Here is a 25,910-nt window from a genome sequence, read left to right on the forward strand (position 1 = left end):
GGGACGCGAACAGGGACGGTGGCCGGTCGATCGTGATTTCCAGCCATGCTTAACGGCGCCTAAAGCCAACACCCTGCGTCCCGACGAGTGATGGTTAACCGTTGCGCGCCGGGCAGATGGTAAACCGGGCAAGTGGAAAATATTGATTGCTCAAACGCCAATAGACCTCATAAAAGAATCTACTGACAACTTCTGATCATCCAGTTCTTGAATTGAGAAGTGGCGATAACGCAGCGTTAAATTCGTCCCTAGTTCCTGCCAGTCTTTGCGAGGAACTTGTCCATTCATCTGTTTAATAGCGGTGTTACGCCAGAGCCAAGCGATCATGTCTGCCGCCTGAAGTGGGGGGAATTCACATTTTTCCGCGAAATCATGAGACCGATAGCGATAACGCCGATGGGCGCTTTTATGTACACCAATCATTCGCCCCATCTCTTCGGCGACAGCACTCATATCGACACCATAGAGATCAGTATCTGGCCTAACAATACTTCGAATTCTCTGTTTTGCATCGCCTTGATGTCGATGGCCAGCCTCGAAGAAATACTCTAACTTTCCATTAAAGTTGAAGGCATCTGCCCAGGACCCGCAGAAAACCAATGCATGATTTATAAGTTTAGAATAAGCCTCGCCTGATAGAATTTTCCATTCTATGCCGTCGCGACTCCCTTCATAAACTAAGTCAAAATCCTCTTCGGCCAGACTCACCGCGAACCCAGCCTCTGCATATTTGTAAATATTATAGAGTAGGGATAATTCAGCCTCCAAGCATTCTTTTTTAGACTTCCCTTGAAACTGCCCTCTCTGGTGTGTGCACTCGCTCATGCGAAAATATTTCAGTCCGCGCCTGCGCAACTGGATATTCCACCTCTTCGAAAATTCTCTCGCTTTGTTCTTCTTGAAGATTATTCCGCCGATCGAGATACACGGAGATCCGTCGTGCGTTCCACTTTCGTCAACAAAGACTTGATTAATTGCGACCAACGCGCTCTCTTTCAGAAGGATATTTTCGCTGAACAGTTAGCCTATCTCCTTTTCGGCGAGGATGAAAGACGACCTCCTTGTCCGGGTTCGATTTTAAATGAGCGAAGGCCGGTCGCATCAACGCGAAGTCTTCAACGAGAGGTTTAGTGCACCAGATTCGGGCAGACGATGGGGCAAAGACCCCGAGCACTCATAAACGCTTTGCCAGCTTCGCCTCGCCATATGCAAATGGCCCGCCGCTCGAAAGCGACGGGCCATCCGCCTTGTTGATGTTGGAAAGCGTGAAACTTAGCGCAGCAGCGAAAGGACGTTCTGCTGGCTCTGGTTGGCCTGCGACAGCATCGCGCTGGACGCCTGGCTGAGGATCTGCGCCTTTGCCAGCGCGGTCGTTTCGGTCGAGTAGTCGGTGTCTTCGATCCGCGAACGCGCATCGGAGAGGTTGGCGATATTGTTGCCGAGGTTGGTGACAGCCGATTCCAGCTGGTTCTGCGAGGCACCCAGGCCGCCACGCGCCGTGTTCACGACGATCAGCTGCGCGTCGACGTTGGCCATCGCGGTGGTGGCGTTGGCGGCCGTATCCACTGCAAAGGCAGCGCCATACACGCCGGTGAGGTCGCCCAGCGTCAGGTCGACGGTATCGGCGGCGTTCGCACCGGCCTGGATCGTGACCGTGCCCGCGGTACCGGCGGTGCCGTCGAACAGGTTGCTGCCGTTGAACTCGGTATTGTCGATGATGTTGGTCATCTGCGTGACGAGCGCGGTGACTTCGGCATTCATGCTGGTGCGGTCATCGGCCGAGTAGGTGCCCGAAGCCGACTGGACGGCCAGCTCGCGAACACGCTGCAGCATGTTGGTCACTTCGTTTAGCGCGCCTTCGGCGGTCTGCGCCATCGAGATACCGTCGTTGGCGTTGCGAATGCCCTGGTTCATGCCCTTGATCTGCGAGGTCATGGTGTTCGAGATCGCGAGGCCGGCTGCGTCGTCCTTGGCCGAGTTGATGCGCTTGCCGGTCGACAGACGCTCCATGGCAACGCCCAGGGCCTTGTTGGCCGAAGACGACGCATTGGCCGCCTTCATCGCGCTGATGTTCGTGTTGATAACGCTCATTTCAAAAGTCTCCCTGACGAAAAAACATGACTGCCGTGGGTGGATCGGTTCGCAGCAGCTGGGACACAGACCGGCATAGGGCTCGGGGAATTAAGGGTTCCGTCCCGATCAATTTGTCGCATGGGTGTTTTTACCCGTGGTAAATTTGCGGCGACTAAAAGTAACCAAGTTTTGTGCGTCGACCGGCAAAAACGTGCCTCAACGGGGTAAACCAAAAGGTTAAAACGGGGCGGTCATGATCGGGGTTAACGAAAGCACGCGCTTTAAACGGCAACATGGTGCCGTCGCATCGAGGCTGACGGGGATTGCCACATCGCTGTTCTTCGATCGGCCTGTGCAGCTGGTCGACGCAAGCGATCCGAAGAGCAGTCACGAGGGCCGCACCATCGTGGTCGAGCGTGGCGGGGCCGATGCGATCGTCCTCGCCGGCAGGGGCGGCAAGGTCAGCTACACCGATCCCGCCAGCGAAACGACGATGGCCGCGCTGGTCGCGCTGCTGTGTGCCAATGGCGGGCCTGTTGCCGCGGACCCTGTCTCGCTGGCAGTCATATCGCTCGCCGACCGGCTCGCCCAGACCGACATTCCCGTGCTGATCCACGGCCCCACCGGGACCGGCAAGGAAGTCCTCTCCAAGTTCATCCACCAGCGCAGCGCCCGCGCCGATCAGCCTTTCGTCGCGGTCAACTGCGCCGCGATCCCGGAAACGATGCTCGAAGCGCTGCTGTTCGGTCACGAGAAAGGCGCCTTCACCGGTGCCAATGCGAACGGCGAAGGTTTCTTCCGCGCTGCCGACGGGGGCACGCTGCTGCTCGACGAAATCGCCGAGATGCCGCTCGCGCTGCAGGCCAAGCTGCTGCGCGCCTTGCAGGAAGGCGAAGTCATGCCGATCGGTGCCACCAGCCCGATCAAGGTCGATGTGCGGGTGATCGCCTGCGCCAACCGCGATCTGCCCGCCGAAGTCGCTGCCGGGCGCTTCCGCGAAGACCTTTTCTATCGGCTCAACGTCTTTCCGATGACGCTCAACCCACTCGCCGAGCGGCCGGGCGACATCGCCCCGCTCGCTTTTGCGATGATCCTGCGCCACAGCAACAAGGGCGAAACAGTTCCCTGGCTTTCGGAAGCCGCGCTCGCCGTACTGCGCAGCCACAAGTGGCCGGGCAACGTCCGCGAACTCGAAAACGTGATCCGCCGCGCGCTGCTGTTGGCGCAGGGGAGGAACGCGATTGGCACCGAACACATCGTGTTCGATACCCCGGTCCGCTCGGTCGCTGCGCAGGAACGCGGCCCGGCACCCGTCGAACCACCAGTCCATCAAGGGGTCTACGAGGTCAAGCCGAGCGGCGCGCGCAGGCTTTCCAAGATCGTCCGCGAATCCGAAGCGAACGCGATCATGCAGACGCTCGACGCCTGCAACGGACGCCGCGCCGAAGCCGCCAAGCAATTGGGCATCAGCGAGCGCACGCTGCGCTATCGCCTCGCGTCTTTCCGTGAAGCCGGCATTGCGATGGGAGCCGCAGGATGAACCCGGTTTCGGCAAGCGGCAGCGGGGGCGCCATCAATCAGGTGATGGCGCTGCGCCAGCAGATCATCGATCGCTCCAGCGTCTTGCAAGAGCTGCATCAGGACAAGACGGCGGCACCGACCGCGGCCGAACCCGCACAGGACAGCGGCGGCTTTGCCGATTCGCTGCGCAGTGCCCTCGACGGCGTCAACGCCGCGCAGCAAAAGTCGGGCGAGATTACCGCCGCCTACGAGCGCGGCGAAGTTACCGATATCGCCAAGGTCATGCTCGCCCGCCAGGAATCGAGTGTCGCCTTCGAGGCAACCCTGCAGGTGCGCAACAAGTTGCTCAGCGCCTATCAGGAAATCATGCGGATGGGGGTCTGATAGATGGCGGGTCTCGTACCAGCTAACGCCGCGCCGCAAGGGGCGGGTCCTTCGCAGGGCTCGATCCTCCAGCCGCTCTCCACGGGGGGCGGCAGCATGGGCGAACGCGCGCGCAGTTTCGCCGCGCAGCCGATGGTCAAAAAAGTGCTGCCCTGGTTCGTCGGCATGGCGGGTCTGGGCATCGCCGCGTTGCTGTGGGCGAGCCTCGCCCCCGGCCCGCAGCGGGTGCTCTATTCCTCGCTCGACGATGCGAGCCGCGCATCGGTGGTCGCCTCGCTCGAACAGGCGGGGATCGGCTATCAGATCAACAACAATACCGGCTCGCTGACCGTGAGCGAGGGCGATCTCTATCGCGCGCGCATGCTGGTCGCATCCGATGGCGCGGTCGCCGCGCCCGAGACCGGAGCGGACATGATCGCCAACCTGCCGCTGGGTGCCAGCCGCACGCTGGAAGGCGACCGATTGCGCGCCGCGCAGGAGCGCGAGCTGATGCTGACGATCCAGGAGATCGACGGCGTCGAAGGCGTGCGCGTGCATGTCGCCAAGGCCGAACGTTCGGTCTTCGTGCGCGACGATGTCGCGCCGTCCGCCTCGATCATGGTGCGCATGGCCAAAGGCCGCCAGCTGGCCGACAGCCAGGTCTCCGCGATCGTCAATCTGGTCGCAGGTTCGGTTCCCGGCCTGTCGGTCGATGCGGTCCGGGTGGTCGATCAGCATGGCAAGCTGCTGACCGACAAGCGCGAGGGCGCGAATAACGCCCGGCTCGATCTGCAATCGCAGATGGAAGCGAAGCTGACCGCGCAGGTCGATCAGCTGCTCAGCCCGATGATCGGTGCGCAGGCCTTTTCGAGCCAGGTGCAGGTCGAGCTGGACATGAACGAGGTCACCTCGGCGCGCGAAAGCTACGACAAGGATGGCGTGGTCCGCCGCGAGACGACGCAGGAAACGCAGATGCCGCAATCGCAGGCCGGCGGCGTTCCCGGTGCCACCGCGAACATGCCGCCCGCCGATCCGCAGCTGCGCGAAGGCGCGCCGCGCGATACCCCGCCCGCCGAGGCGCAACAGGGCCCGACCGACACTTCCGCCACGCGGACTTACGAACTGGGCCGCGAGGTTTCGGTCTCCAACCTGACGCCGGGCGCGCTCAAGCACCTCTCCGTCGCGGTGGCGATCGACCAGAACGCGCTCGAAAACGCGAGCGCCGCCGATATCAAGAAGATCGAGGATCTGGTGTCGGCCGCAGTCGGCGCGCGCGCGGATCGTGGTGACATCGTGACGGTGATGACCCGCCCCTTTACCGAGGTGACCATGGAAGAGCCGCCGTTCTACGAGACGAGCTGGTTCGCGATGGTCGTGCGCAACGTCGTCGCGCTGCTCGCCGTGCTGCTGGTGCTGATGCTGGCGGTGCGTCCCGCACTCAAGATGCTGCGCAACAAAGGAAGCAAGGCAGACAGGTCCGGCGAAGCCAGCCAGGCCGCCGCCGGCACGCCGCAGATCGGGCCGCCGGGTGGCGAGTTCGACCGCGAAAGCCTCGATGCCCAGATCCAGCTCGCGCAGCGGATCGCGCACGAAAAACCCGATGATGCGGTGCAGGCGCTGCGCCGTATGCTGGCCGAGCCCGCACCGGCGGCCATGGCAGAGGGGGCCGCACGATGAGCGATATTGCCGCCGAACCGGCCAGCGGGATCGACCGCGCCGCGATCATGGTCATGCTCATGAGCGAGGAGGACGCGACCGGCATCCTCTCGCAGCTCGAACCCAACGAACTGCGCCAGCTCGCCGCGCGCATGTGCACGATCGGCGAAATCGAACCGAGGTCGATCTCCGAAGCGATATCCGGCTTCTCGCGCTCGATAGACAATGGCGCCATCTCCTCCCACGGGCGGATCGATAGCGTCAAACGGATGCTGACCAGCGCGGTCGGCGACATGAAGGCGGACAGCCTGATCCGGCAGGTCGCACCCGACCGCAAGGAAGAGCCCTCGCCCACGCTCGCCGTGTTGCGCTGGCTCGACCCCGAAGTGATCGCGGAAATGCTCGCCGAAGAGCACCCGCAGGCGATCGCCGTGCTGCTGCTCCAGCTCGACTCCGATACCGCTGCCGCCGCGCTCGCCGCGCTGCCGCGCGAATTGCACACGCCGGTCCTGCATCGGGTGGCCAAGCTCGGTCCGGTTTCTCGGCAGGCCATCGCCATCCTGGAAGAGACGGTGGAGGGCATGATCGCCAAGCGCCACGGTTCGGTCCCGCTCACCATGGGCGGCGTCAAGGAAGCGGCGGAGATCATCAATCGCGCGCATCGCAGCGTGGAACGGGAAGTCATGCCCAAGATCGGCAAGATCGACCAGCTGCTGCACCAGCAACTCGAATTCGAGATGTTCAAGTTCGAGCATCTCTACACCCTCGATACCAGGCAGATCGGCATTCTGCTGCGCGACGTGGAAAGCGAAACGCTGATCAACTCGCTGCGCGGCCTGCCCGAAGACGAGCGCGAGATCTTCTATTCGGCGATGTCGGTGCGCGCCGCGGATGGCCTGCGCGACGAGATCGAGACGATGGGCCGGATCAAGCGCGCCGAGGTCGATTCGGCCCAGCGCGAGGTGATCGCGGTCGCCAAGCGGCTGATTGCCGATGGCGAACTGATCATGGGCGATGCCGACGATGACTATGTATAGGCTGCCCGTCAGCGAATTGCGCACACGGCGCGGGTTCACGCCCAATGCCGCCTATCATGCCGCTTGCGTTCCTACCGAAAGGGGCAGTGCGCACGACGAAGATACGGTGGCGGACGCTTTTGCGCGCGGACGCGAGGAAGGCCGGGCCGAAGCAATGCAGGAAATCGCCGCCCAGCGCGCCGAGGAAGACGCCGCGCGCGCGGCGATCACCCTCGCCTTCGCGAAGTTCGACGAAGACAGCGCCAGGGCGCTGCGCGAACGCCTGCGCGAAACCGTGATCGCGCTGTGCGAGGATGCGGTGCTGCCGCTCGCCCTCAATACCGAAGGGCTCGCGCGCCGCGTGGAAGCGGCCGCCGCGCTGCTCCAGCGCAAGACCGACGAACGCGTGATCCGCCTGCATCCGAGCGACCATGCGCTGGTCCTGCCGCTGATCGACGAGACGCTGACCCTGGTGGCCGACCCCACGATCGAGCGGGGCGGCCTGCGGATCGATACCGACGATGGCGGGGTGGAAGACGGTCCGGGCCAGTGGCGCCAGGCGATCGCCGAAGCGCTCGCCGCCTGTTGAGGGCCCCGCCGTGCTGAACCTCCTCGACGAAACACTTGCTGGCTTCTCGGGCGGATCGGTCGATCTCGCGCCGCGTCGCTTCGGCCGCGTGGTCGCCTGCGATGGCGGCCTGATCGAAGTTAGCGGCCTCGGGGTCCCGATCGGAACCGTCTGCTCGATCACCCATGGCGGCGGGCAGCAACACCTCGCCGAAGCGATCGGCTTTCGCAACGGCCACACGATCATGATGATGCTGGGCGACACCGTGCTGCTGCGCCCCGGAGCGATGGTGCGGCCCGAGGGGAAGCCCGGCATGCTGACCGTCGGGTCCGAATATCTGGGCCGTGCGGTCGATGCCTCGGGCCAGCCGATCGACGGCGGCGGGCCGGTCAATGCAACACGCGAATGGCCCGCAGGCGGGTGGCGCACCGGCGCGCTCGACCGGGCCAGCGTAACCCAGCCGTTCGACACCGGCATCCGTTCGATGAACGCGCTGACCACGCTCGGCATCGGGCAGCGCGTGGGCATCATGGCGGGATCGGGCGTCGGCAAATCGGTGCTGATGGATATGATCGTCGCCGGAGCGCAGGCGGACGCCATCGTTGTCGGCCTGATCGGGGAGCGTGCGCGCGAAGTATCCGATTTCGTCTCCCGCCACATGGGGGGCCCGGCGGGCGAGCGGACCGCCATCATCGCGGTGCCCGCCGATCATGCCGCGAACCTGCGCCTGCGTGGCGCGATGCTGGCGACCTCGATTGCCGAGGAACTGCGCAGCCAGGGCAAGAAGGTGCTCCTGATCCTCGACAGCCTGACCCGCGTGGCCCACGCCGCGCGCGAGATCGGCATGCTGCTGGGCGAACCGGGGGCTGCCCGCGGCTATCCGCCCTCGGCGCTGTCGACCATCACCAAACTGATCGAGCGCGCGGGCAACTCCGCGCAAAGCGGCGGGGCGATCACCGGGATCTATACCGTGCTCGCCGATGGCGACGACCAGAACGATCCGGTCGTCGATACCGCCCGCTCGATCCTCGACGGACATATCGTGCTCTCGCGCGACATCGCGCAGCGCGGCCGCTATCCGGCGGTCGATGTCGGCCAGTCGCTCAGCCGCGTGATGAACGATATCGTGCCGCCCGCGCATATCCTCGCCGCGCGCAGGTTCCGCGCATTGAACGCGACCTACGAGGAGAATCGCGACCTCGTGCTGATGGGCGCCTACCGCCCGGGGCAGGATGCCGCGCTCGACAAGGCGATTGCCATGCACCAGGCGATGTCGGCGTTTCTGGGCCAGGACAAGCAGGAGCATGTCGGGCTGTTCGAGGCGGCAGGCGCCCTTCAGGAACTGATGGCCGATGACGAGTGAGCAGCGGCGGCTCAAACGGACCCGCCTGATCGAACGTGTGCGCACGGTCGAACAGCGCGAATCCGCGCTCGCTGCCGCACAGGCAGAGGTGCAGCGTGCGCGGCTCGACGCGGTATCGGCCAAGACCCGCTCGCTCGCCGCCCATTACGCGTCGCTCAGCAATGCGACCGATGCGCAAAGCCTGCGCCGCAGCGGTGCGATGAGCAGCCATCTGCGCGATCTCAGCCACATGGCAGAGCGCCATGCGCGCGACGCACGCGACCAGTCCGAAGCTTCGATGGCGGCGCTCGCCCAGACCGAGCGGCGGCGCAAGCGGGCGGAGGAGGACTATCGCGAAGCGGCGACCTGCCTGCGCGAGAAACTCGCCAAAAGCTGAGCGTCAGTGCCTCGCCAACTCCGCTTGGCACATATCTTGAATAGCCCTCTTCGATCAATCGATGGGGCCTTACATGACAGCGCTTTCACTCAACCTTCAGCATAATGCCAAGCCGCTCGACGCGGGCGTCCCGCTCGACGGCCTGCCCGCTCTCGAAGCGGGTCGCACCCTGCCCCAGGCCTTCGCCGATGTGCTGAACAAGGCCTCGCCCCCCGGGAACCGGGGCGGCGGGGAGCCAGTCGACCAACCGCCGCATCGCGCCGACAAGCCGGGACTGGCGGTGCCGGTGGCCGACGATCCTTCGGCCCCGGCCAAACCCGCCAAGCCGGACCAGCCGGTCCCGGTGTCGGAGCCGGAGGATGCCGATGCGGCAAACGGCAAAGCCTTGCCGTCCGTGCGCCCCGATGTTGCCGCTTTGAAGCCAGCGGACTGCGAACCCGAACCGATGATCGATGATGGCAAGGGCGGGCCCGGCCCAATCGCCAGCGGCGAGAAACCGCAGGCGGTGCCGGTCATGGATCGCGATACGAACACCCCCTCGGACAAGCCGAGCGAAGCCAGCGCGGGTGGGCCAGCCCAGGGCGAGCCGCCAGTCGACGCATTCGACTTGCCTGTGCCCCCGGGCGTGGCGCAGCAACTCTCGGCCCCGACATTGCTGCCCGCCATCATCTCGTCAGCCAGAACGGGTGCTGAGACAGCCACCGGGCAGGCCACACCGCGCATTGCCGCTGCCGAGAGCGAGGCAGCGGCGAGCTTCGCGGGTTTCGTGCGGGGCGGGGGCGCATCCGCGCAGACGGCGCATGACATGACCGGCGGCGGTTACTCTCGCGGTGGCGAACCCGACGCGGAGCATGCCGCGCGCGCCGCGACCGGCAGAAACGCCGACCCATCCGCCACGGCCTCGCAGACAACCGCAGCTGCGCGCGGAGCGCAGGAAGCGTTGCAGACCGGACTCAGCCTGCAGGTGCGCGCCGCCGACCGCCCGATCGCCGCGTCCGAGGCCAGCCCGCTCACCGCCAGCGCCTTCGGCACCGCCCCATCGCTCGGCGCTGGTGCGCCCACCGCCCTGCTTTCGCCGACCGGGCAGCCCGGTCTCGCCGGCCAGACCGGGCCCCTGCCGCAGTTTCCCGACCTCTCCGCGATGGTCGACCGGATCGCCGCCGCGCGTGACAGCGCCGGCAGTGCCTCGGCCACCATCTCGGTTGCCCACAAGGAGCTGGGCAACCTGTCGCTGACCTTCGAGGCCACGGGCCGCGCGCTCGATGTCGAAGTGGCTGCGCAGGATAGCGATACGCAACGCGCCCTCGCCGCCGCCATCGCCGCCGACCGGCCGCAGCTGCGGGGTGCCGAAACCCTCGCGAACACGCAGACCCAGACGCAGAGTCAGGCTGGCCAGTCGGGCGCATCGACACAGGGCGAACCGGGCGCGCGCCAGTCGGGCGAGGCGGGCGATGGCGGGTCCGATCGCCAGCCCGGCCGGGGCGAGAGCGGTCGCAACGGGGACGGGCAACCGCGTGGCGGCACCCATCGCTCCGCCGATCCGAAATCCGAAGGCGGAATTTACGCCTGATTAACCATCACGACATACACGGGATTAACCATGAGCAAAGACGCTGAAAAAACCGACGATGCGCCCAAGAAAAAGGGCGGTTTCATGAAGTTCATGATCTTCGGCGTCCTCCTGCTGGGAATGGGCGGCGGCGGCACCTATGCGGCCTTTGCCACCGGCATGATCGGCGGCGGCGAAGAGAAGGAAGACACCGGCCCCCAATACGTCCTCAAGGGCGAGGAAGACCCCTACGAGGTCAAGGGCGAGAAGGACAAGGCCGTCAAGGTCGTCCACGGCTCGGGCGGCAGCAAGTATCGCACCGCCTATTACGAATTTCGGGAAGACTTCACCTCCAACCTCGCAGGTGGCGCGAACCTCGTGCAGATCAGCCTCGCCGCCTCGACCCAGAAGGACGGGCGCGTGCTGATGTGGCTCCACGATCACGAGCTCGCGATCCGCTCGCGCATTCTCACCGAACTGGCATCGACCGGCATGGCCGATATTGCCAGCGCGGAAGGCAAGACCAAGCTGCAGCAGCGCCTGGCCGATGCGATCAACGAAGAACTCGTCGCGCATGAAGGCTTCGGCGGCGTCGACAACGTCTATTTCCGGTCGCTCATCGTCCAATGATCGAAGGCGCCATCCCCACAGGCGAACGTCGCGCCGCGCAGCATTGCGCAGAGCTGCTGTCGAACACGCTCGACGCGGTCGACATCGCGGGCGATTTTGCGCGTTTCGGCACGCGTCTCGCCCGCGCGCTGCAACCGTCGCTCGCGCGCCTGTTCGATTGCCACAAGCTAGAAACCGAGCTGGTCGAATGCACGTCCTCGCCCGCCGCCAAGCTCGACGAGGCGCTGGGCACGCAGATGCACCACGCGCGCTTTGCGCTTCCCGGCAACGGGCTGGGCGTGATGGCGAGCGCGCAGGTTGCCAGCCTGATCGGCGAATTCGACCGCATGCTGGGCGGCGACGGAGACGCGCCCGAAGATGCCGAGATACTGCCCGCCTCGGCCAACCGCTTTTCCCGCCAGATCGAGGGCGAACTGCTGAACGCCTGCATCGAGGCGAGCGGTCGCGGCGACCTTTCTCAAGTCGAGCGCGGCAGCGACCTTGGCGAGATCGTGCCCGCCGCGGTCCGCGCCGTGAATAGCCCCGCGGTCCATACCGCGACCATCGCGGTGATCCGCCCGAACGTGCCGCAGCTGATCCTCAAGTTCAGCGTATGCGAGGCGACCTTCGTGCAATTCGCGGGCGAGACCCCGGTCGGCAAGCCGGTCCGCCGCAGCATCGGCGAAGGCGGTATCGAGAATTCCGCAGTGTCGCAGGTCGAATTGTCGACCACCGCAACCCTGGTCGACATGGCGATCCCGCTGCACCGCATCGTCGCGCTGCAGCCCGGCACAATGCTGCCGGTGACGATCCACCGCAGCGTGCCGCTCTCCATCGGCGAAACGATCATCGCGCACGGCGCGGTCGGCATGCTCGAAGAGCGTGTCGCGCTCGAAATCCATCACACCGCATTTGCGAGGAATATCCCGTCATGACCATGCCATTCGATGGCTACGGCCTCATCCAGGAAATCGATGTCCGCCTGACGGTGGAACTCGGGCGCAAGAACCTGCCCTTGCGCGAGATCCTGTCGCTGGGCGAAAACAGCGTGGTCGAGCTCGACCGGCTGACCGACGAGCCGCTGGACATCATGGTCAATGGCCGTCTGATCGCGCGCGGGGAGGTGGTGGCGCAGGGCAACCGCTTCGCGATCCGCATCCTCGAACTGATCGGCCCGTCGGGCACCGCTGGCGCTGGCCCGCAGGCCGCCCCGCAGGGTGGCGCCGAAGCGCCGATCGAAGATCGCCGCGCACCGCCGCCGACGGTGGAGCAGATCTGATGCTGATGTATATCCTCAAGCTGCTGATCCTGCTGCCGCTGATCGGCCTGATGATCTGGGGCAGCCTGAAGCTGGCCAAGCGCATGCAGGGCCAGCTGGGCGCACCGGGCGGCGGTGGGGAAAAAGCCGTGCGGGTCGTAGAGACCACGATGCTCTCTCCCACGCTGCGCCTCGCGGTGATCGAGTTTCACGGCAAGGAAATCCTCGTCTCGACCTCCAAGGGCGGGCTGACCCGCCTGGCCGAGGCTCCCGCGCGCGCCAAACCCGCGGCGAGCGAACCGGCCCTGATCGGACAGGAACAGGCTGCATGATCTCGCGGCTCGTCAGATTGGCGGTCACGCTCGGCGCGCTGGCCTCTTCCGGTGTCGCCCATGCCGCTGCCGCCGTGCCGACCGACAGCGCCGCCGCCGGCGCGCTCGACCGGGCGTTCGGCGAGCTTGGCGGCGCGGGCGGCGAACCATTGAGCCTGTCGCTCCAGCTGCTCCTCATCATGGGGCTGCTGACGATCCTGCCCGCGCTCATCCTGATGATGACCAGCTTCACGCGCATCATCGTGGTGCTGGCGATCCTGCGCCAGGCGCTCGGCCTGCAGCAATCGCCGCCCAACCAGGTGCTGATCGGGATCGCGCTGTTCCTGTCACTGTTCATCATGGCGCCGACACTCGACCGCGTGAACACCGCCGCGATCGAGCCTTACTCCGCAGGCGAGATCAACGCCGAGGTCGCGATCGAGCGTGCCGGCGGCGAATTCCACGCCTTCATGATCCGCCAGACGCGCGAAAACGACCTGCAGATGTTTGCCGACATCGCCGATGCGCCCAAGTTCGCCAGCCCGCAGGACGTGCCGTTCTCGATCCTGCTGCCGGCCTTCGTCACCAGCGAATTGAAGACCGCGTTCCAGATCGGCTTCATGCTGTTCCTGCCCTTCCTTGTCATCGACCTCGTCGTCTCCTCCGTGCTCATGAGTCTGGGCATGATGATGATGAGCCCGATGCTCGTCTCGCTCCCCTTCAAGCTGCTCTTGTTCGTCCTGGTGGACGGGTGGTCGCTGCTGATGGGGTCCCTCGCCTCCAGTTTCGTGTGAGCCTGACCGATGGATGAAATGTCTCTCTTGATGTCCATGGCGGACCGCATGTTGTGGACCACCGCGCTGGTGGCCGCCCCGATCCTGCTCGCCGCGCTGGGCCTCGGCCTCGTGATCGGGCTGATCCAGGCGGCGACCTCGGTCAACGAGCAGACGCTCACCTTCGTACCCAAGCTGGCGGCGGTTGCCTTCGTGCTGGTCATACTTGGTGCCTCGATGATGGCGCTGGTGACCGATTTCACGCAGGACATCTTCGTCGAGATCGCCCGGATCGGGCGCTGAGGGGCGGCAGATGATCGCGCTCGACTTCGGGCTCGGGGGCCTCGAAGGCGAAATCTGGCGCGTCGTCTTCCTGATGACGCGTATCGGCGCCGCGCTGCTCGCCGCGCCGTTCTTCGGTGCCTCCAACGTGCCCGTGATGGTGCGTGTCTCGTTCACCGGGGCGATGGCGATCTTCATCTCGATCTGGCTGCCCGACATCGCGACGCCCCCCGCCCTGCTGACGCTGGAGGGGATGCTGGCACTGGCAGGGGAAGCGGTGATCGGCCTCGCGCTCGGCTTCGTGCTGCAACTCGCCTTTGCCGCGCCGACCATCGCTGCCGAAGTAATCGGTGGCGGCATGGGTATGAGCATGGCGATGACGAGCGACCCCAATGGCGGCGGCTCGACCACCGCCTTCGGGCAATATTTCATCATCGTGCTGACGCTGATCTTCCTTGCGACGGGCGCGCATCTGCACTGGATCGCGCTGGTGACCGAAAGTTACCGCGCCTTCCCGCCCGGCCAGACATGGCTGGGGCCCGAGCGGTTCGAGGCGATCGCCGGCTTCGGTGCCGCCACCTTCGAAACCGCGCTACGCATCGCCCTGCCCGTCACGCTGATCCTGTTGCTGGTGCAGATCCTGACCGGCATCCTCAGCCGCTCCGCCCCCTCGCTCAACCTCTTCGCGCTCGGCCTGCCTGCGGGTGTGCTCGCCGGGATCGCCGCGCTCATCATCAGTGCGCCGCTGATCTACGACCAGTTCACCGATCTGGTCGAGCTGGGACTCAACCAAGCCGAAACCACGGTGACACCATGAGCGTGACACCATGAGCGAAACTGCGGGCGAAAAGACATTCGCACCAACCGAAAAGCGCCTGCGCGATGCCGCCAACAAGGGCGACGTGCTGCGCTCCAAGGACCTCGGCACGGCGGTGGTCATGCTGGTCGGCGCGGGTTGGCTCGCCTTCGGGGGGCCATGGCTCATGCGCGATATTGCGAGCCTGCTGCGCGAAGCCTTCCAGTTCGATACGCGCGAGATCGATCATTTCCAGCCCGACGAGCTGATGATGCAGGGGCTGACCGCCAGCCTGCCGCCGATCCTTGCGCTGGCGGTGCCCGTGATCCTCGTCACGCTCGCCAGCCAGCTTGCCTTCGGCAAGGGGCGCTTTGTGATGAAGAACCTCGAGTTCAAGCACACCCGGATCAACCCGCTGTCGGGCCTCAAGCGGATGTTCGGACCCAACGGCCTGATCGAGATGGGCAAGGGCCTGCTCAAGATCACGCTGCTCGGCGGGATCGCCGGGCTATGGTGGTACTATTCGTGGGAGAGCCTGCTGGGCCTCGGGCGTGGCAATCTCTCGCAGCAGCTTTCGACCGCGTGGAGTTCGGTCATCTCGCTGTTCGTCGCGCTGTGCGGCGGGCTGCTGGTGATCGCGGCGGTCGACCTGCCGATCCAGTGGGTCCGCCGCAACAAGAAGCTCAAGATGAGCCATCAGGAAATGCGCGACGAAAACAAGGAGTCCGAAGGCTCGCCCGAAGCCAAGGGCGCACAACGCCAGCGCCAGCGCGATATCGCCGCAGGCTCGGTCGCGGGCGCGATGCGCGAGGCGCAGTTCGTCATCACCAACCCGACGCATTTTGCGGTCGCGCTGACCTACGACCCCGAGAAAGCGTCCGCGCCCATCGTGCTTGCCAAGGGTCGCGGCGACAAGGCGCTGGCGATGAAGGAGCTGGCGAACGAATTCGGCCTGCCGACGCTCGAATATCCGCAGCTCGCCCGCTCGGTCTATTTCACCAGCCGCGAACGGCAGATCATCTGCGAAGACCTGTACGGCGCGATCGCCTCGGTCCTTGCCTATGTCCTCTCTCTCAAGCGCGGCGAGCTGCCGCCCTTGCCCGCGATCGAGGTGCCTGTCGCGCTGCGGTTCGATGCCGATGGCCGTCTGCCGAATTAGCAAATTGTGCCATTAACTCCCGGCCACAAGCGTCGTTCTAAAGTGTGATGGAAACGACCGCACCCTCTACATCCTCGATCGTCAGCCGGCTTGGCGGCGGCAGCGGCGTCGACATGGTCGCGCTTGCCGAGGATCTCGCCCGCGCCCAGTTCGAAAACCGCCAGGTGCGGCTCGAAGACAGGTCGGAGGTTCTCGAACAGAAGATTTCTGCTGCTTCGCGGCTGCGCGGGCTCCTGTCGTCCTTCGCCAGCGCGCTGGGAGACCGCGTGCGGACCGGCGATCTCTCGGCCCAGCCGAATATTGGCAATGCGAGCGTTGCCAAGGTTTCCTCTCCGCTCGGCACGTCGGGCAAGGGCACCTATTCGCTCGAAGTCAGCCAGCTCGCGCAATCGCAGACGCTGCTGAGCCCGGACTATGCGGCGGACGAAGGCGTCGGATCGGGCACACTGACCCTGCGCTTCGGCACGATCAGCGGAACGGCGTTCACCGCGGATCCCGATCAGGGCGCGGTCGATATCGCCATTGCGCCCGATGCCACGCTCGCCGACGTCGCCTCCGCGATCAATGCGAAGGGAACGTCGGTCACCGCCTATGTCGCCGACAGCGCGAATGGCAGCCAACTGGTACTCAAGGGTGCACAGGGCGCGCAGAACGGCTTCGTGATCGAAGCGACCGAGGACAATCCGGGCAACATCATCACCGGCCCGCGTGGCCTTGAGCTGCTGGCCTGGAAGCCGCAGGATGGCGACCCGGCGTTGCTTACCTCGACCGCGCAGAATGCCGAATACACGCTCGACGGGGTCGATCGCTCCAGTTCGAGCAACAAGATCAACAATGTCGCGCCGGGCCTGTCGCTTGAGCTGACCGGCACCACCGCCCCCGGCGCGCCGACCACGATCGGCTTTGGCAGCCCCAAGAATGCCGTGACCTCCGCGATGACCGATATTGTCGGCGCGCTGAACGAAATTGCCAACGAACTCAACGCGGCGACCGATGCGATGACCGGAGAGCTGGCCCGCGACTATGGCGCGCGTGCCCTGCGCAGCGAATTCTCGTCGTTGGGCACCAAGGTCATCATGCCCAACGCACCCGAAGGCGCACCCAGGACGCTTGCGGAGATCGGCCTCGCGATCGAGCGGAACGGCACCTTCCGCCTCGACACCGCCCGGCTGGACAAGGCGCTGACCGAAACGCCCGATGCGGTCGCGGCCATGTTCACCTCGGGCATCAACGGCGTGTTTTCGACGATCGACCGGATCGCCCGGCACAACGCCATCGCCACCGATCCCGGATCGCTGGCAGGCTCCGTCGCGCGCTACACCTCGCAGTCGGAACAGATCGGCGACGATCTGGCAGAGCTGGCGGAAAAGCAGGAGGCGCTGCGCGCGCAGATGGTCGCCCGCTTCTCGCAGTCCGATGCGCGCGTTTCTGCCTCGCAATCGACACTCAGCTTCCTGCAGTCGCAGATCGAAGCCTGGAATTCGCAGCGGAACTGATCATGCTTGCATCCACCGAACCGCGCGATGCCTATCGCCAGAGCAATTTCGACGCCCGCGTGAAGGGTGGCACCGCCCAGGACATCGTCGTCTATTGTCTCGACGAACTTTCGATTACGCTGGGCCAGCTGCTGCAAGCCGAAATGCGCGGCAACCGCGCCGGTCGCAGCAATGCGATCACCCGCGGCATCGCGATCCTGACCGCGCTGGAGATGGGCGTCGACCGCGAAACCGAGATGGCCGAAAGCCTCGTGAATTTCTACGAGGGTGCCCGCCGCCTGCTGCTGGGCTCGGTTGCCCAGACCCAGGTCGAGGCGATCAAGAGCCTGCGCGCCGATGTGATCGAGATCATGGAAGCGCTCAAGCTCGTGCGCAGCGCCCCCCCTTCCGCCTGACGTCGCCGCGCCGCTCGCCGGAAAAAAGACGGGCTCTTACCCGCAATCCGGATTGACATATCCCGCCCCCGTGCGGGACACTGGCAGACGCAACGAATTGAACCTATTGGGTTTCAGACTTTGCCGGCGGGTTGAACCTCGCGGCACGGGGCGTTGTTGGGGGGTACATGAACCACGTCTTCGTTATCGATTCCGATCCCGAACGCCGGGCGGAAGTCTGCCGCGTGCTGCTGCATGGGGAGCGGCATGCAGAGCCGTTCGAAACACCGGCGGAATTCCTCGCCTTCTCGAAGTCGGAAGGCATCGCGCTGGTGCATGATCGCGACGGCGCGGCCACGCGCCTGTGCAACGATATCCGCGAGAGCACCCGGCTCGTGCCCGTGCTCGCCTACGACGAAGAGCCGGCCATCGAACAGGTGGTCCCGGTGATGCAGGCGGGCGCGGCGAGTTACCTCGCGTGGCCGTTTTCGCAGGGCGGGTTTTCGGACGAGATCGAGCGGATCGGCCCGGCCATGCGCGAAGGCCTCGCGCGCAAGCGGCGAGCCGCCCATGCCCGCTCGCTGCTGACGGCACTGACCGCGCGCGAACGCGAGGTGCTGGTTACGCTCATCACGCTTGGCACCAACAAGGCGATCGCCAAGGAGCTCGACATCAGCCCGCGCACGGTCGAGAAATATCGCGCGGCGATCCTGCGGCGGCTGGGGGTCGACAACAGCGCACAGGCGATCCGCGTGGCTGTGGAAGGCGGCGCGTTCGACCAGGCGGGAGCCGAGGTCGAAACCCAAGCCGCACTCGCGCACGCCGACGCCGCGCGAGGCGACCTGATCGGCTAGGCTGTCAGCTGGCGGCGGCTTCGCGGCTCGCCTCTGCATGGGCCGCAAGCACCTCTTCGGAGTGGGTCGCGACGCCCTGTTGCTTGCGCATGATGTCGAACACGACCGCCTTGATCAGCGAAAATGCCATCAGGAGCACGACCACCGAGAACGGCAGCGCCCCGATGATCATCGTGGTCTGCAAGGCGTCGATCCCGCCGAGGATCAGCATGCTGGCGACCACCAGACCCAGCGCCCCGCCCCAGAACAGGATGTGCCGCCGCTTGTCGCTGTCGTCCTCGCCTGCGCCGTTGATCGTGTTGATGATGAGGATCGCACTATCGGCAGAGGTGATCAGGTAGGTCATCAGCAGGACCACGACGAGCGCCGCCATCAGCGTCGCGACCGGGCCGCTCAGCAAGACGGCGAGGGTGGCGTAAAGCTGGTCGGAAATGGTCGCGTCGAGGATCTGGCCTCCCGCTACGCCGCTCAGTTCCAGGTCGATCGCGGTGCCGCCGACGATCGTCATCCAGACGAACCCCATCAGCGAAGGCACGAGGACCACGCCAAGCACGAATTCGCGCAGTGTCCGTCCGCGCGAAACCCGGGCGATGAACATGCCGACGAAGGGCGCGAAGGCGATCCACCACGCCCAGTAGAACACCGACCAGTCGAGCTGCCACTGGGCCAGCCGGTCGCCCATCTGCGTGCCGTCGGGCGAGAACAGCGCCAGCGAGTGAGCGGGTAATGTGCGGATGTAGTCGAACAGGCCGAGGCCGAGCAGTTCGAGCCCGTAAAGGCCGGCACCGAATACGAGGAAGACGGCCAGCAGCAGGAAGGAGAGCCCCATGTTGAGGTTCGACAGCCAGCGAATGCCGTTGCCCACGCCCGACATTGCGGACACGGTCGATGCGCCCACGAGGACGACGACGGCGCTTACGATGGCGAAGGACGACGCGGTGTTCTCTGCCGTCAAAAGCCAGTTTCCCATGCCCAGCCGATCGAGCCCGGCAACGAACTGCTCCACCCCCAGGCCCAGCGTCACCGCGACGCCAAGGATGGTCGCGACCACCGCGAAGATATCGATAATATGGCCGACGAAGCCCGACAGATGCGTGCCGAACAGCGGCGCGAGACTGCTGCGGATCGTCAGCGGGAGCCCGCGCCGGTAGGCGACATATCCGACCGCGAGACCGACCAGCGCGTAGGTCGACCACGCGGCAAAACCCCAGTGAAGGAAGGTATACATGTAGGCGGGGCCGATATTGTCCTGCGACATCGGCTCCACGAACCCGCGGATCGTATCGGGGTTGGTCTGGAAATGGGCCAGCGGCTCCCCGGTCGAATAGGTCAGCATGCCGATGCCGATGCCTGCGCCGAACAGCATCGAAAACCACGAGAAGCGCCCGAACTCGGGCTGCTCGCCCGGCGCGCCCAGCCGCAGCGATCCCGTCTGCGGGATGATGGCGAGCACGATGGTAACCACCGTCAGGAAGGCGACGAGATAGACATACCACCCCGCGAAACCTGCGATGATCGTGGTGTTGGCCAGCGTCAGGAACTTCGATGCCTGCTCGGGGAAGAAGATCACCCAGCCGATCAGCAGCGCGATCGAAACCTTGCCGGGGATTGTCACATGCTTGCTGAAGCCCCGGTAGAAACCGCTATCCGCCGTACCGATCGGCAGGTCGGTGAGAGGCTCGGCGATCCTGCGATCATCGCTTGCGGGTATCGGTTCGGCCAAGATACGCTCCTGAAATTCGGGCTGGCAGGTGCGACATGGTCGCTGCACCCGGTGCTACGCGGCGTTAAGCCGGTCCGTGCAATTTCGGCGCCCGTTCGCTGCGTGTGTGGCAAATGGCGGCCTCGGCGGCAACCGCCGATCCCGAAAAACCGCGATCCAGCCGTGGCGAAGCCGCCCGGTTTCGCTCAGAACCAGTCCTGATCGAAGCGCAGCGGCCCGTCGCCATAGAGGTAGTCGGCATCGAACTGAGCGTATTGGCGCAACGCCTTCCAGTCCGACGTGTAAAGGTCGCCTCGGCGAATTTCGGCGAGGCCCAGTTCGCGCAGCTTGCCGACCGCACGATTGGCGTGGATCGCGCTCACGCCGCACATATCCGCCAGATCGATCTGGGTGAAGGGCGTGCGCAACGCGCGCGCATTGGCTTGGCCGATCAGTTCGTACCGGCATTGCAGTTCGCAATAGATATGCGCGATGCGGCGCGGCGCATCGAGCTGTTCGAGCATCTGGATCCATTTGCGATGGATCGCGGCGTCGAGCAGCGTCGCGAACCACAGCGCGCGCGCGACGCGGGGTCGCTCCTCCAGCGCGGTGCGCAGGCGCTCGTGCGGCACGGTGCCATAGGTGATCGGCCCCGCAGCGACGACATCGTGATCGAGCCTTTTCAAGGCGAAGCTGTGCAGATCGACGAAATCGCCGGGCACATGCACACCGACGATAAAGCGCCGGTTCTCGCTCTGGATCGTGCGGAAGATATAGCCCGAGATCAGGACCGTGCTGACATTGGCGACCGCGCCGCGCGCAAGCAGGACCTTGCCGGTATCTGCCTTTTGCCGCTCTGCCACCAGAGACTCGATAAATTCGAGATCATCGTGTTCGAGCTTGTCGCGAAGTCGGCCAGCGAGAAAATCGCCGGTGTTCGGAAATTCCATCGCCCCCGTCTTTCCAACCGCTTAGCGGCCAACTGCCTATCGGTATGTTGCGGATAGCCAGCCCTCGCGCGGACCGTCTACTGATGCATGTTAGCTTCCGGGGAATTGCAGGCAAAACCTGCATCCAAAAGCGCTCATATTGCAAAAACCCGACTGTCTAGGGCCAGTTGCCCTTCACCATAGAGATAGTCCGCGGCGAAGTCAGCATAGTCTTCCAGCGCGGTGCGATCGCGCGAAACGACACGCCCGCGCCGGAACTCGGCAACGCCGCGCTCGCGCAATTCGCGCAACGCGCGGTTCGTATGGACCGCGGTCGACCCGCTCATATCGGCCAGATCGGCCTGGGTCAGCGGCGTGTGGAAACCGTCATCCTCGGCCAATCCCACCATCTCCAGCCTGCGCCACAATTCGGCGAAGATATGCGCGATGCGGCGCGGCGTGGTCAGCTGTTCCAGCTTCATGATCCACTGCCGATGCATCGCCGCGTCGAGGAGCGTCGAAGACCACAACAGCCGCGCGAGATGCGGATAATCGCGCAACACCTCCTGCAGTTTCTCGTGTGGCACATGGGCCAGCCGGGCAGGTCCGATCGTATCGACATTGTGGTCCAGCCGCTTGAGCGCGAAGCAGTGCAGGTCGACGAAATCGCCGGGCACGTGGACGCTGAGCGCGGAACGCTTCCCGCCTCCCCCGCTCGTTTTCTGCAGTCCGCGAATGATGAAGCCTTCGACCAGCAGGGTGCTGCGCTCGCTAACCGCCCCGGCCTCCACGATCCGCGTGCTGTTTTCGAAAGTCGCGATCTGCGTAGGCAGGCTTTCGAGGAGTTCGCGCTCTTCGCGGCTCAGCGTCTCGCGCAGGCGGCCGAACAGAAACCGCCCGGTCAGCGGAAACGCACGCAGTTCCTCCTCCAATGTCACCGCTAGTTCCGATCCCGTGTCATGCTTTCAAATCGCTCTTCGTTTAAGCCTAGAGAAGTGCGTATCGGGCGTCGAGCCATAGCTCGAAATCCTCGATTTCTTCCATGGCCAGCCGCACTTACTGGCTCACAAAGCTTGATATGCGGTAGGGTCGGGTCCACCTCGCAATGCCATATGGACATGATGACCGCGAATCCGCCTGCCGATCACACCCCGATGCCCAGCGTCGAACCGCTCGACCGCGGCCCCATCCGGCGCGCATTTCGCGAGGAGGAGGCGGCCTGCGTCGCGCAGCGCCTTAGCGAAGCGGAAGTTTTCACGCGCGATCACGGGCATATTCACGCCTTTGCGGTCGATCTGATCAAGGACGCGCGCAAGCGCGAGGTCGGCGGGATCGACGCGTTTCTGCATCAGTACGGGCTCAACACCGAAGAAGGCATTGCGTTGATGTGCCTTGCCGAGGCGCTGCTGCGCGTGCCCGACTCGCGCACCGCCGACGCCCTGATCCGCGACAAGATCGGCGAGATCAACTGGCGCGAGCATCTCAACAAGTCGGAGAGCACCTTCGTCAACGCGGCGACTTTCTCGCTGATGTTGACGGGCGAGGTGCTCGAGAAGCCCGAAACCCAGCACAAGAAGATGGAGCGCACGCTGCGCGGTGCGATGAATCGCCTGGGCGAGCCGGTCATCCGCAACGCGACCTTCCAGGCGATGCGCATTCTCGGCGGCCAATTCGTGTTCGGCCGCAATATTGGCGAGGCACTGAAGCGTGCCGCACCCGAACGCGCCAGGGGCCTGACCCACAGCTTCGACATGCTCGGCGAAGCCGCGATGACCTTCGCCGACGCGGAGCGCTATCGCAAAGCCTATATCGACGCGATCGAACGGCTGCAGAGCGAGAGCGACGGGACGATTTCGGGCAGCCCCGGCATCTCGGTCAAGCTGACCGCGCTCTATCCCAAGTACGACATCTTCCATGCCGAAAAGGCGAAGACCGCGCTGCTGCCGGTGGTGACCGATCTGGCCCGCCGCTGCCGCGACGCCAACATCCACTTCTCGATCGACGCCGAGGAAGCCGACCGGCTTGAGCTGTCGCTCGACATCGTCGAGGCGATGGCAGCCGACAATTCGCTGTTCGTGCGGCCCGACGGATCGCGCTGGGAAGGCTTCGGCATGGCCGTTCAGGCCTATCAGAAGCGCGCCGTGCCGCTGTGCCACTGGCTGATCGACATTGCCCAGAAGCACGATCGCAAGTTCATGATCCGACTGGTCAAGGGCGCTTATTGGGATACCGAGATCAAGGTCAGCCAGGTGGCCGGGGTCGACGATTTCCCGGTCTTCACCCGCAAGGTATCGACCGACGTTTCCTTCATGGCCTGCGCCGACGTGCTGCTGTCCGCCCCGGACCGCATCTACGGCGCGTTCGCCACACACAACGCCTACACCATCGCCGCGATCAAGCAGCGCGCGGGCGCGGATACCGAGTTCGAATTCCAGCGCTTGCACGGCATGGGGGAAGAGCTGTACGCGGCGCTCGCCAAGGCCGAAGGCAACGCGAAGACGCCCGTGCGGATCTACGCCCCGGTCGGCGGGCACAAGGATCTGCTCGCCTATCTGGTGCGCCGCCTGCTCGAAAACGGCGCCAACAGCTCCTTCGTCAACCGCATGGCCGATGCAAGCCAGTCGGCGCAGGATCTCGCCGCCGATCCGGTGGCAGAGCTCGCCGCGCTCGAGCCCAAGCGCAACCCGGCGATCCCGCTGCCCAAGGATATCTTTCCCGGACGTCGCAACAGCGCCGGGGTGGATCTTGCCGATCCGCTGGTGCGCGAACCGCTGCTCAAGCGCCTGCACGCCATGCGCGAACGGCAATGGGAAGCCTCGCCCACCTTCAAGGCCGAGATTCCCGGCGAGATCGCGCCGATTACCGCGCCGCACGACCATGGCAAGCGGATCGGCACCCGCCGCGATGCGAGCGCGGAAGAGGTCGAGGATGCGATAACCCGCGCCGAGAAAATCCAGCCCGGCTGGAATGCGCTGGGCGGCGAACAGCGCGCGCTGCTGCTCGAAGCGGCGGCGGACGAGTTCGAGAAGCACACCGACGAAATCCTCTCGCTGTGTCAGCTGGAAGCGGGCAAGACGCTGGTCGACGCGGTGCTCGAACTGCGCGAGGCGGTCGACTTCCTGCGCTATTACGCGGTCGAGGCGCGGCGCCTTTTCATCGAGCCGACGCCGCTGCCGGGGCCGACCGGCGAACAGAATTACATGAAGCTCGCGGGGCGCGGCGTGTTCGCCACGATATCCCCGTGGAACTTCCCGCTCGCGATCTTCATCGGGCCGGCCGCAGCCGCAATGGCTGCGGGCAATACCGTGATCGCCAAGCCTGCCGAACAGACCCCGCTGATCGCGGCGCTGGCGGTGAAGCTATGCCACGCGGCGGGCATCCCCGAAGAGGTCTTCCAGCTGCTGCCCGGCGGCGGCGAGGTGGGTCAGCTGATCACCGCAGACCCCCGCATCGCGGGCGTATCCTTCACCGGCAGCACCGCGACCGCGCAGGCGATCAACCGCGGCCTTGCCGCACGCGACGGTTCGATCGCCACGCTGATCGCCGAGACCGGCGGACAGAACACGATGATCGTGGACAGCACGGCGCTGCCCGAACAGGTCACCCGCGATGTCGTCGCCAGTGCGTTCCAAAGCGCGGGGCAGCGCTGTTCGGCGCAGCGCGTGCTCTACATCCAGGAAGACGTCTACGACGAGATGCTGACGATGATCCGCGGCGCGTTTCAGGCGCTCGACGTGGGCGACCCGACCGACTTCTCGACCGATGTCGGCCCCGTGATCGACCATGACGCGCAGGCCGCGCTGGAACGTCACATCGCCCGTTCGGAAACGATCGGCCGCACCATCTGGCGCGCCGAGGACGATCCCGCCTTCGCACGCGGGAGCTTCGTACTGCCGACGATCATCGAGATCGAAGGCATCGGCCACCTGCAGCGCGAGAATTTCGGCCCCGTGCTCCATATCGCCAAGTTCAAGGGCAAGGACCTGGGTCAGGTCGTCGACGATATCAACGCGGTCGGCTTCGGTCTCACCTGTGGGCTTCACAGCCGGGTCGAAGAGACGCGGCGCTTCGTCGAATCGCGGATTAAGGTCGGCAATTTCTACGTCAACCGCAACCAGATCGGCGCGGTGGTCGAAAGCCAGCCATTCGGCGGCGAGGGCCTGTCGGGCACCGGCCCCAAGGCCGGCGGCCCCAACTACGTGGCGCGCTTCGCGACCGAGCGGGTGGTGACGGTGGATACGACTGCGGCAGGCGGCAACGCGACGCTGCTGGCGAGCCTCTGACACGCACGCATTCAGTTCCGCTTCACGGACCTATCTGGTAGAGGCACGGCATGCTCAACACGCTCAAGCTGATCGTTGCGCTGGTCGCGCTCGCCTGGTCCCATGCAGCCTTTGCTGAGGTGCGCATGTCGTTCCATTCGTTCGACGGGTCGGTGCTGTTCGGGCGCTATCCGCATGCCTTCGTGGTGCTCAATGGCACGCTCGAAGACGGCACGAAGGTGGACGAGAACTTCGGCTTCACCGCGAAGCATACCACGACCGCGATCCTCGACGGCCCCGTCGAACACAAGATCGTGAGCGAAACCGAAAAGAGCATCCGCAGCACCAACCGGCATTTCACAGTCACGCTGAGCGATGCCGAATATGCGCGGATCAAGCGCGAGATGATCGCGTGGCGCAACGCGCCCGGCAAGTTCTACGATCTCGACCGGCGCAACTGCGTCCATTTCGTCGGCCGAATGGCGCAGCTCGCAGGGCTGAAGGTGACCTACCCCGCCAGCATGCTGCGGCGACCCAAGGCGTGGCTCAACCATGTGGCGAAGCTCAATCCGCAGCTGCGCGCGAAACCGATCTAGCACGCCTGCGCGGCGGATAATCGA

At 64.9% G+C, this 25,910-nt stretch carries 26 protein-coding genes; 21 read left to right on the forward strand and 5 right to left on the reverse strand.

What is annotated here, in order from left to right; all coding sequences use genetic code 11:
• Positions 1-150: 150 nt before the first annotated feature.
• Together AAG612_RS08840 and AAG612_RS08845 are read right to left on the reverse strand one after the other, a co-directional pair.
• Positions 151-984: a DUF3800 domain-containing protein gene (locus AAG612_RS08840; protein WP_342509364.1), complete on the reverse strand. Its 834-nt coding sequence runs from the start codon at positions 982-984 to the stop codon at positions 151-153.
• A 288-nt stretch (positions 985-1,272) separates the two neighbouring features.
• Entirely contained in the window at positions 1,273-2,091 is an 819-nt protein-coding gene (locus AAG612_RS08845) for a flagellin N-terminal helical domain-containing protein (RefSeq protein WP_342509366.1), read from the reverse strand.
• 235 nt (positions 2,092-2,326) lie between these two features.
• Between AAG612_RS08845 and AAG612_RS08850 the strand changes: the two genes are divergently transcribed.
• The 19 genes from AAG612_RS08850 to AAG612_RS08940 all read left to right on the forward strand — a co-directional run bounded on the left by AAG612_RS08850 (position 2,327) and on the right by AAG612_RS08940 (position 18,397).
• Positions 2,327-3,613: a sigma-54 interaction domain-containing protein gene (locus AAG612_RS08850; RefSeq protein ID WP_342509369.1), complete on the forward strand. Its 1,287-nt coding sequence runs from the start codon at positions 2,327-2,329 to the stop codon at positions 3,611-3,613.
• The gene (gene fliE / locus AAG612_RS08855; protein WP_342509371.1) at positions 3,610-3,978 is read left to right on the forward strand and encodes a flagellar hook-basal body complex protein FliE; all 369 of its coding nucleotides are present in this window, start codon (positions 3,610-3,612) and stop codon (positions 3,976-3,978) included. Before AAG612_RS08850 ends, fliE begins: the two co-directional genes overlap by 4 nt.
• 3 nt (positions 3,979-3,981) lie before the next feature.
• Positions 3,982-5,634, forward strand: coding sequence for a flagellar basal-body MS-ring/collar protein FliF (fliF, locus tag AAG612_RS08860; protein WP_342509373.1), 1,653 nt, complete (start codon positions 3,982-3,984; stop codon positions 5,632-5,634).
• Positions 5,631-6,650, forward strand: a complete 1,020-nt coding sequence (locus tag AAG612_RS08865; RefSeq protein WP_342509374.1) for a flagellar motor switch protein FliG — start codon at positions 5,631-5,633, stop codon at positions 6,648-6,650. Before fliF ends, AAG612_RS08865 begins: the two co-directional genes overlap by 4 nt.
• Positions 6,637-7,218 carry a FliH/SctL family protein gene (locus AAG612_RS08870; protein WP_342509377.1) on the forward strand — a complete coding sequence of 194 codons (582 nt, stop codon included), beginning with the start codon at positions 6,637-6,639 and terminating at the stop codon, positions 7,216-7,218. Before AAG612_RS08865 ends, AAG612_RS08870 begins: the two co-directional genes overlap by 14 nt.
• A 10-nt stretch (positions 7,219-7,228) precedes the next feature.
• Entirely contained in the window at positions 7,229-8,560 is a 1,332-nt protein-coding gene (locus AAG612_RS08875; RefSeq protein ID WP_342509379.1) for a FliI/YscN family ATPase, read from the forward strand.
• Complete coding sequence (locus AAG612_RS08880) at positions 8,550-8,936, forward strand: hypothetical protein (protein ID WP_342509381.1); 387 nt, start codon at positions 8,550-8,552, stop codon at positions 8,934-8,936. The genes AAG612_RS08875 and AAG612_RS08880 overlap by 11 nt, the downstream gene beginning before the upstream one ends.
• 73 nt (positions 8,937-9,009) lie before the next feature.
• Complete coding sequence (locus AAG612_RS08885) at positions 9,010-10,506, forward strand: hypothetical protein (protein ID WP_342509383.1); 1,497 nt, start codon at positions 9,010-9,012, stop codon at positions 10,504-10,506.
• Positions 10,507-10,536: 30 nt separating this feature from the next.
• A complete protein-coding gene (locus tag AAG612_RS08890; RefSeq protein WP_342509385.1) occupies positions 10,537-11,115 on the forward strand; it encodes a flagellar basal body-associated FliL family protein in 579 nt (192 codons plus the stop codon).
• Complete coding sequence (locus tag AAG612_RS08895; protein ID WP_342509387.1) at positions 11,112-12,029, forward strand: FliM/FliN family flagellar motor C-terminal domain-containing protein; 918 nt, start codon at positions 11,112-11,114, stop codon at positions 12,027-12,029. Before AAG612_RS08890 ends, AAG612_RS08895 begins: the two co-directional genes overlap by 4 nt.
• Positions 12,026-12,373: a flagellar motor switch protein FliN gene (gene fliN / locus AAG612_RS08900; RefSeq protein WP_342509389.1), complete on the forward strand. Its 348-nt coding sequence runs from the start codon at positions 12,026-12,028 to the stop codon at positions 12,371-12,373. Before AAG612_RS08895 ends, fliN begins: the two co-directional genes overlap by 4 nt.
• A complete protein-coding gene (locus AAG612_RS08905; protein WP_342509391.1) occupies positions 12,373-12,684 on the forward strand; it encodes a flagellar biosynthetic protein FliO in 312 nt (103 codons plus the stop codon). Before fliN ends, AAG612_RS08905 begins: the two co-directional genes overlap by 1 nt.
• Positions 12,681-13,457 (forward strand): flagellar type III secretion system pore protein FliP, encoded by a 777-nt coding sequence (gene fliP / locus AAG612_RS08910; RefSeq protein WP_342509394.1) that lies wholly within the window; start codon positions 12,681-12,683, stop codon positions 13,455-13,457. The genes AAG612_RS08905 and fliP overlap by 4 nt, the downstream gene beginning before the upstream one ends.
• 9 nt (positions 13,458-13,466) lie before the next feature.
• The gene (locus tag AAG612_RS08915) at positions 13,467-13,739 is read left to right on the forward strand and encodes a flagellar biosynthetic protein FliQ (protein WP_342509396.1); all 273 of its coding nucleotides are present in this window, start codon (positions 13,467-13,469) and stop codon (positions 13,737-13,739) included.
• 10 nt (positions 13,740-13,749) lie between these two features.
• The gene (gene fliR / locus AAG612_RS08920; protein ID WP_342509398.1) at positions 13,750-14,535 is read left to right on the forward strand and encodes a flagellar biosynthetic protein FliR; all 786 of its coding nucleotides are present in this window, start codon (positions 13,750-13,752) and stop codon (positions 14,533-14,535) included.
• Between the two features lie 10 nt (positions 14,536-14,545).
• On the forward strand, positions 14,546-15,673 hold the full coding sequence (locus tag AAG612_RS08925) for an EscU/YscU/HrcU family type III secretion system export apparatus switch protein (RefSeq protein ID WP_342509400.1): 1,128 nt from the start codon (positions 14,546-14,548) through the stop codon (positions 15,671-15,673).
• A 47-nt stretch (positions 15,674-15,720) separates the two neighbouring features.
• Positions 15,721-17,169 carry a flagellar filament capping protein FliD gene (fliD, locus tag AAG612_RS08930; protein ID WP_342509401.1) on the forward strand — a complete coding sequence of 483 codons (1,449 nt, stop codon included), beginning with the start codon at positions 15,721-15,723 and terminating at the stop codon, positions 17,167-17,169.
• A gap of 2 nt (positions 17,170-17,171) precedes the next feature.
• Entirely contained in the window at positions 17,172-17,564 is a 393-nt protein-coding gene (locus tag AAG612_RS08935) for a flagellar protein FliS (protein ID WP_342509402.1), read from the forward strand.
• A gap of 167 nt (positions 17,565-17,731) precedes the next feature.
• Positions 17,732-18,397, forward strand: a complete 666-nt coding sequence (locus AAG612_RS08940) for a response regulator transcription factor (protein ID WP_342509404.1) — start codon at positions 17,732-17,734, stop codon at positions 18,395-18,397.
• Positions 18,398-18,401: 4 nt separating this feature from the next.
• On the opposite strand, the gene AAG612_RS08945 is transcribed toward AAG612_RS08940, so the two are convergent.
• From AAG612_RS08945 to AAG612_RS08955, 3 genes are all read right to left on the reverse strand, one after another.
• Positions 18,402-20,120 carry a BCCT family transporter gene (locus AAG612_RS08945; protein WP_342509406.1) on the reverse strand — a complete coding sequence of 573 codons (1,719 nt, stop codon included), beginning with the start codon at positions 20,118-20,120 and terminating at the stop codon, positions 18,402-18,404.
• A gap of 185 nt (positions 20,121-20,305) precedes the next feature.
• Entirely contained in the window at positions 20,306-21,049 is a 744-nt protein-coding gene (locus tag AAG612_RS08950) for a Crp/Fnr family transcriptional regulator (RefSeq protein ID WP_342509408.1), read from the reverse strand.
• Positions 21,050-21,183: 134 nt separating this feature from the next.
• Positions 21,184-21,966: a Crp/Fnr family transcriptional regulator gene (locus tag AAG612_RS08955; protein WP_342509410.1), complete on the reverse strand. Its 783-nt coding sequence runs from the start codon at positions 21,964-21,966 to the stop codon at positions 21,184-21,186.
• A gap of 174 nt (positions 21,967-22,140) precedes the next feature.
• Here AAG612_RS08955 and putA point away from each other — a divergent pair, with 174 nt between their 5' ends.
• On the forward strand, positions 22,141-25,311 hold the full coding sequence (gene putA / locus AAG612_RS08960; protein WP_425341842.1) for a bifunctional proline dehydrogenase/L-glutamate gamma-semialdehyde dehydrogenase PutA: 3,171 nt from the start codon (positions 22,141-22,143) through the stop codon (positions 25,309-25,311).
• A 50-nt stretch (positions 25,312-25,361) separates the two neighbouring features.
• Entirely contained in the window at positions 25,362-25,886 is a 525-nt protein-coding gene (locus tag AAG612_RS08965; RefSeq protein ID WP_342509414.1) for a hypothetical protein, read from the forward strand.
• The last annotated feature ends 24 nt before the right edge of the window (positions 25,887-25,910 follow it).

Origin of the sequence: Citromicrobium bathyomarinum (assembly GCF_038594605.1) — a bacterium.
In the GTDB taxonomy this organism is placed as follows: domain Bacteria; phylum Pseudomonadota; class Alphaproteobacteria; order Sphingomonadales; family Sphingomonadaceae; genus Alteriqipengyuania; species Alteriqipengyuania bathyomarina_B.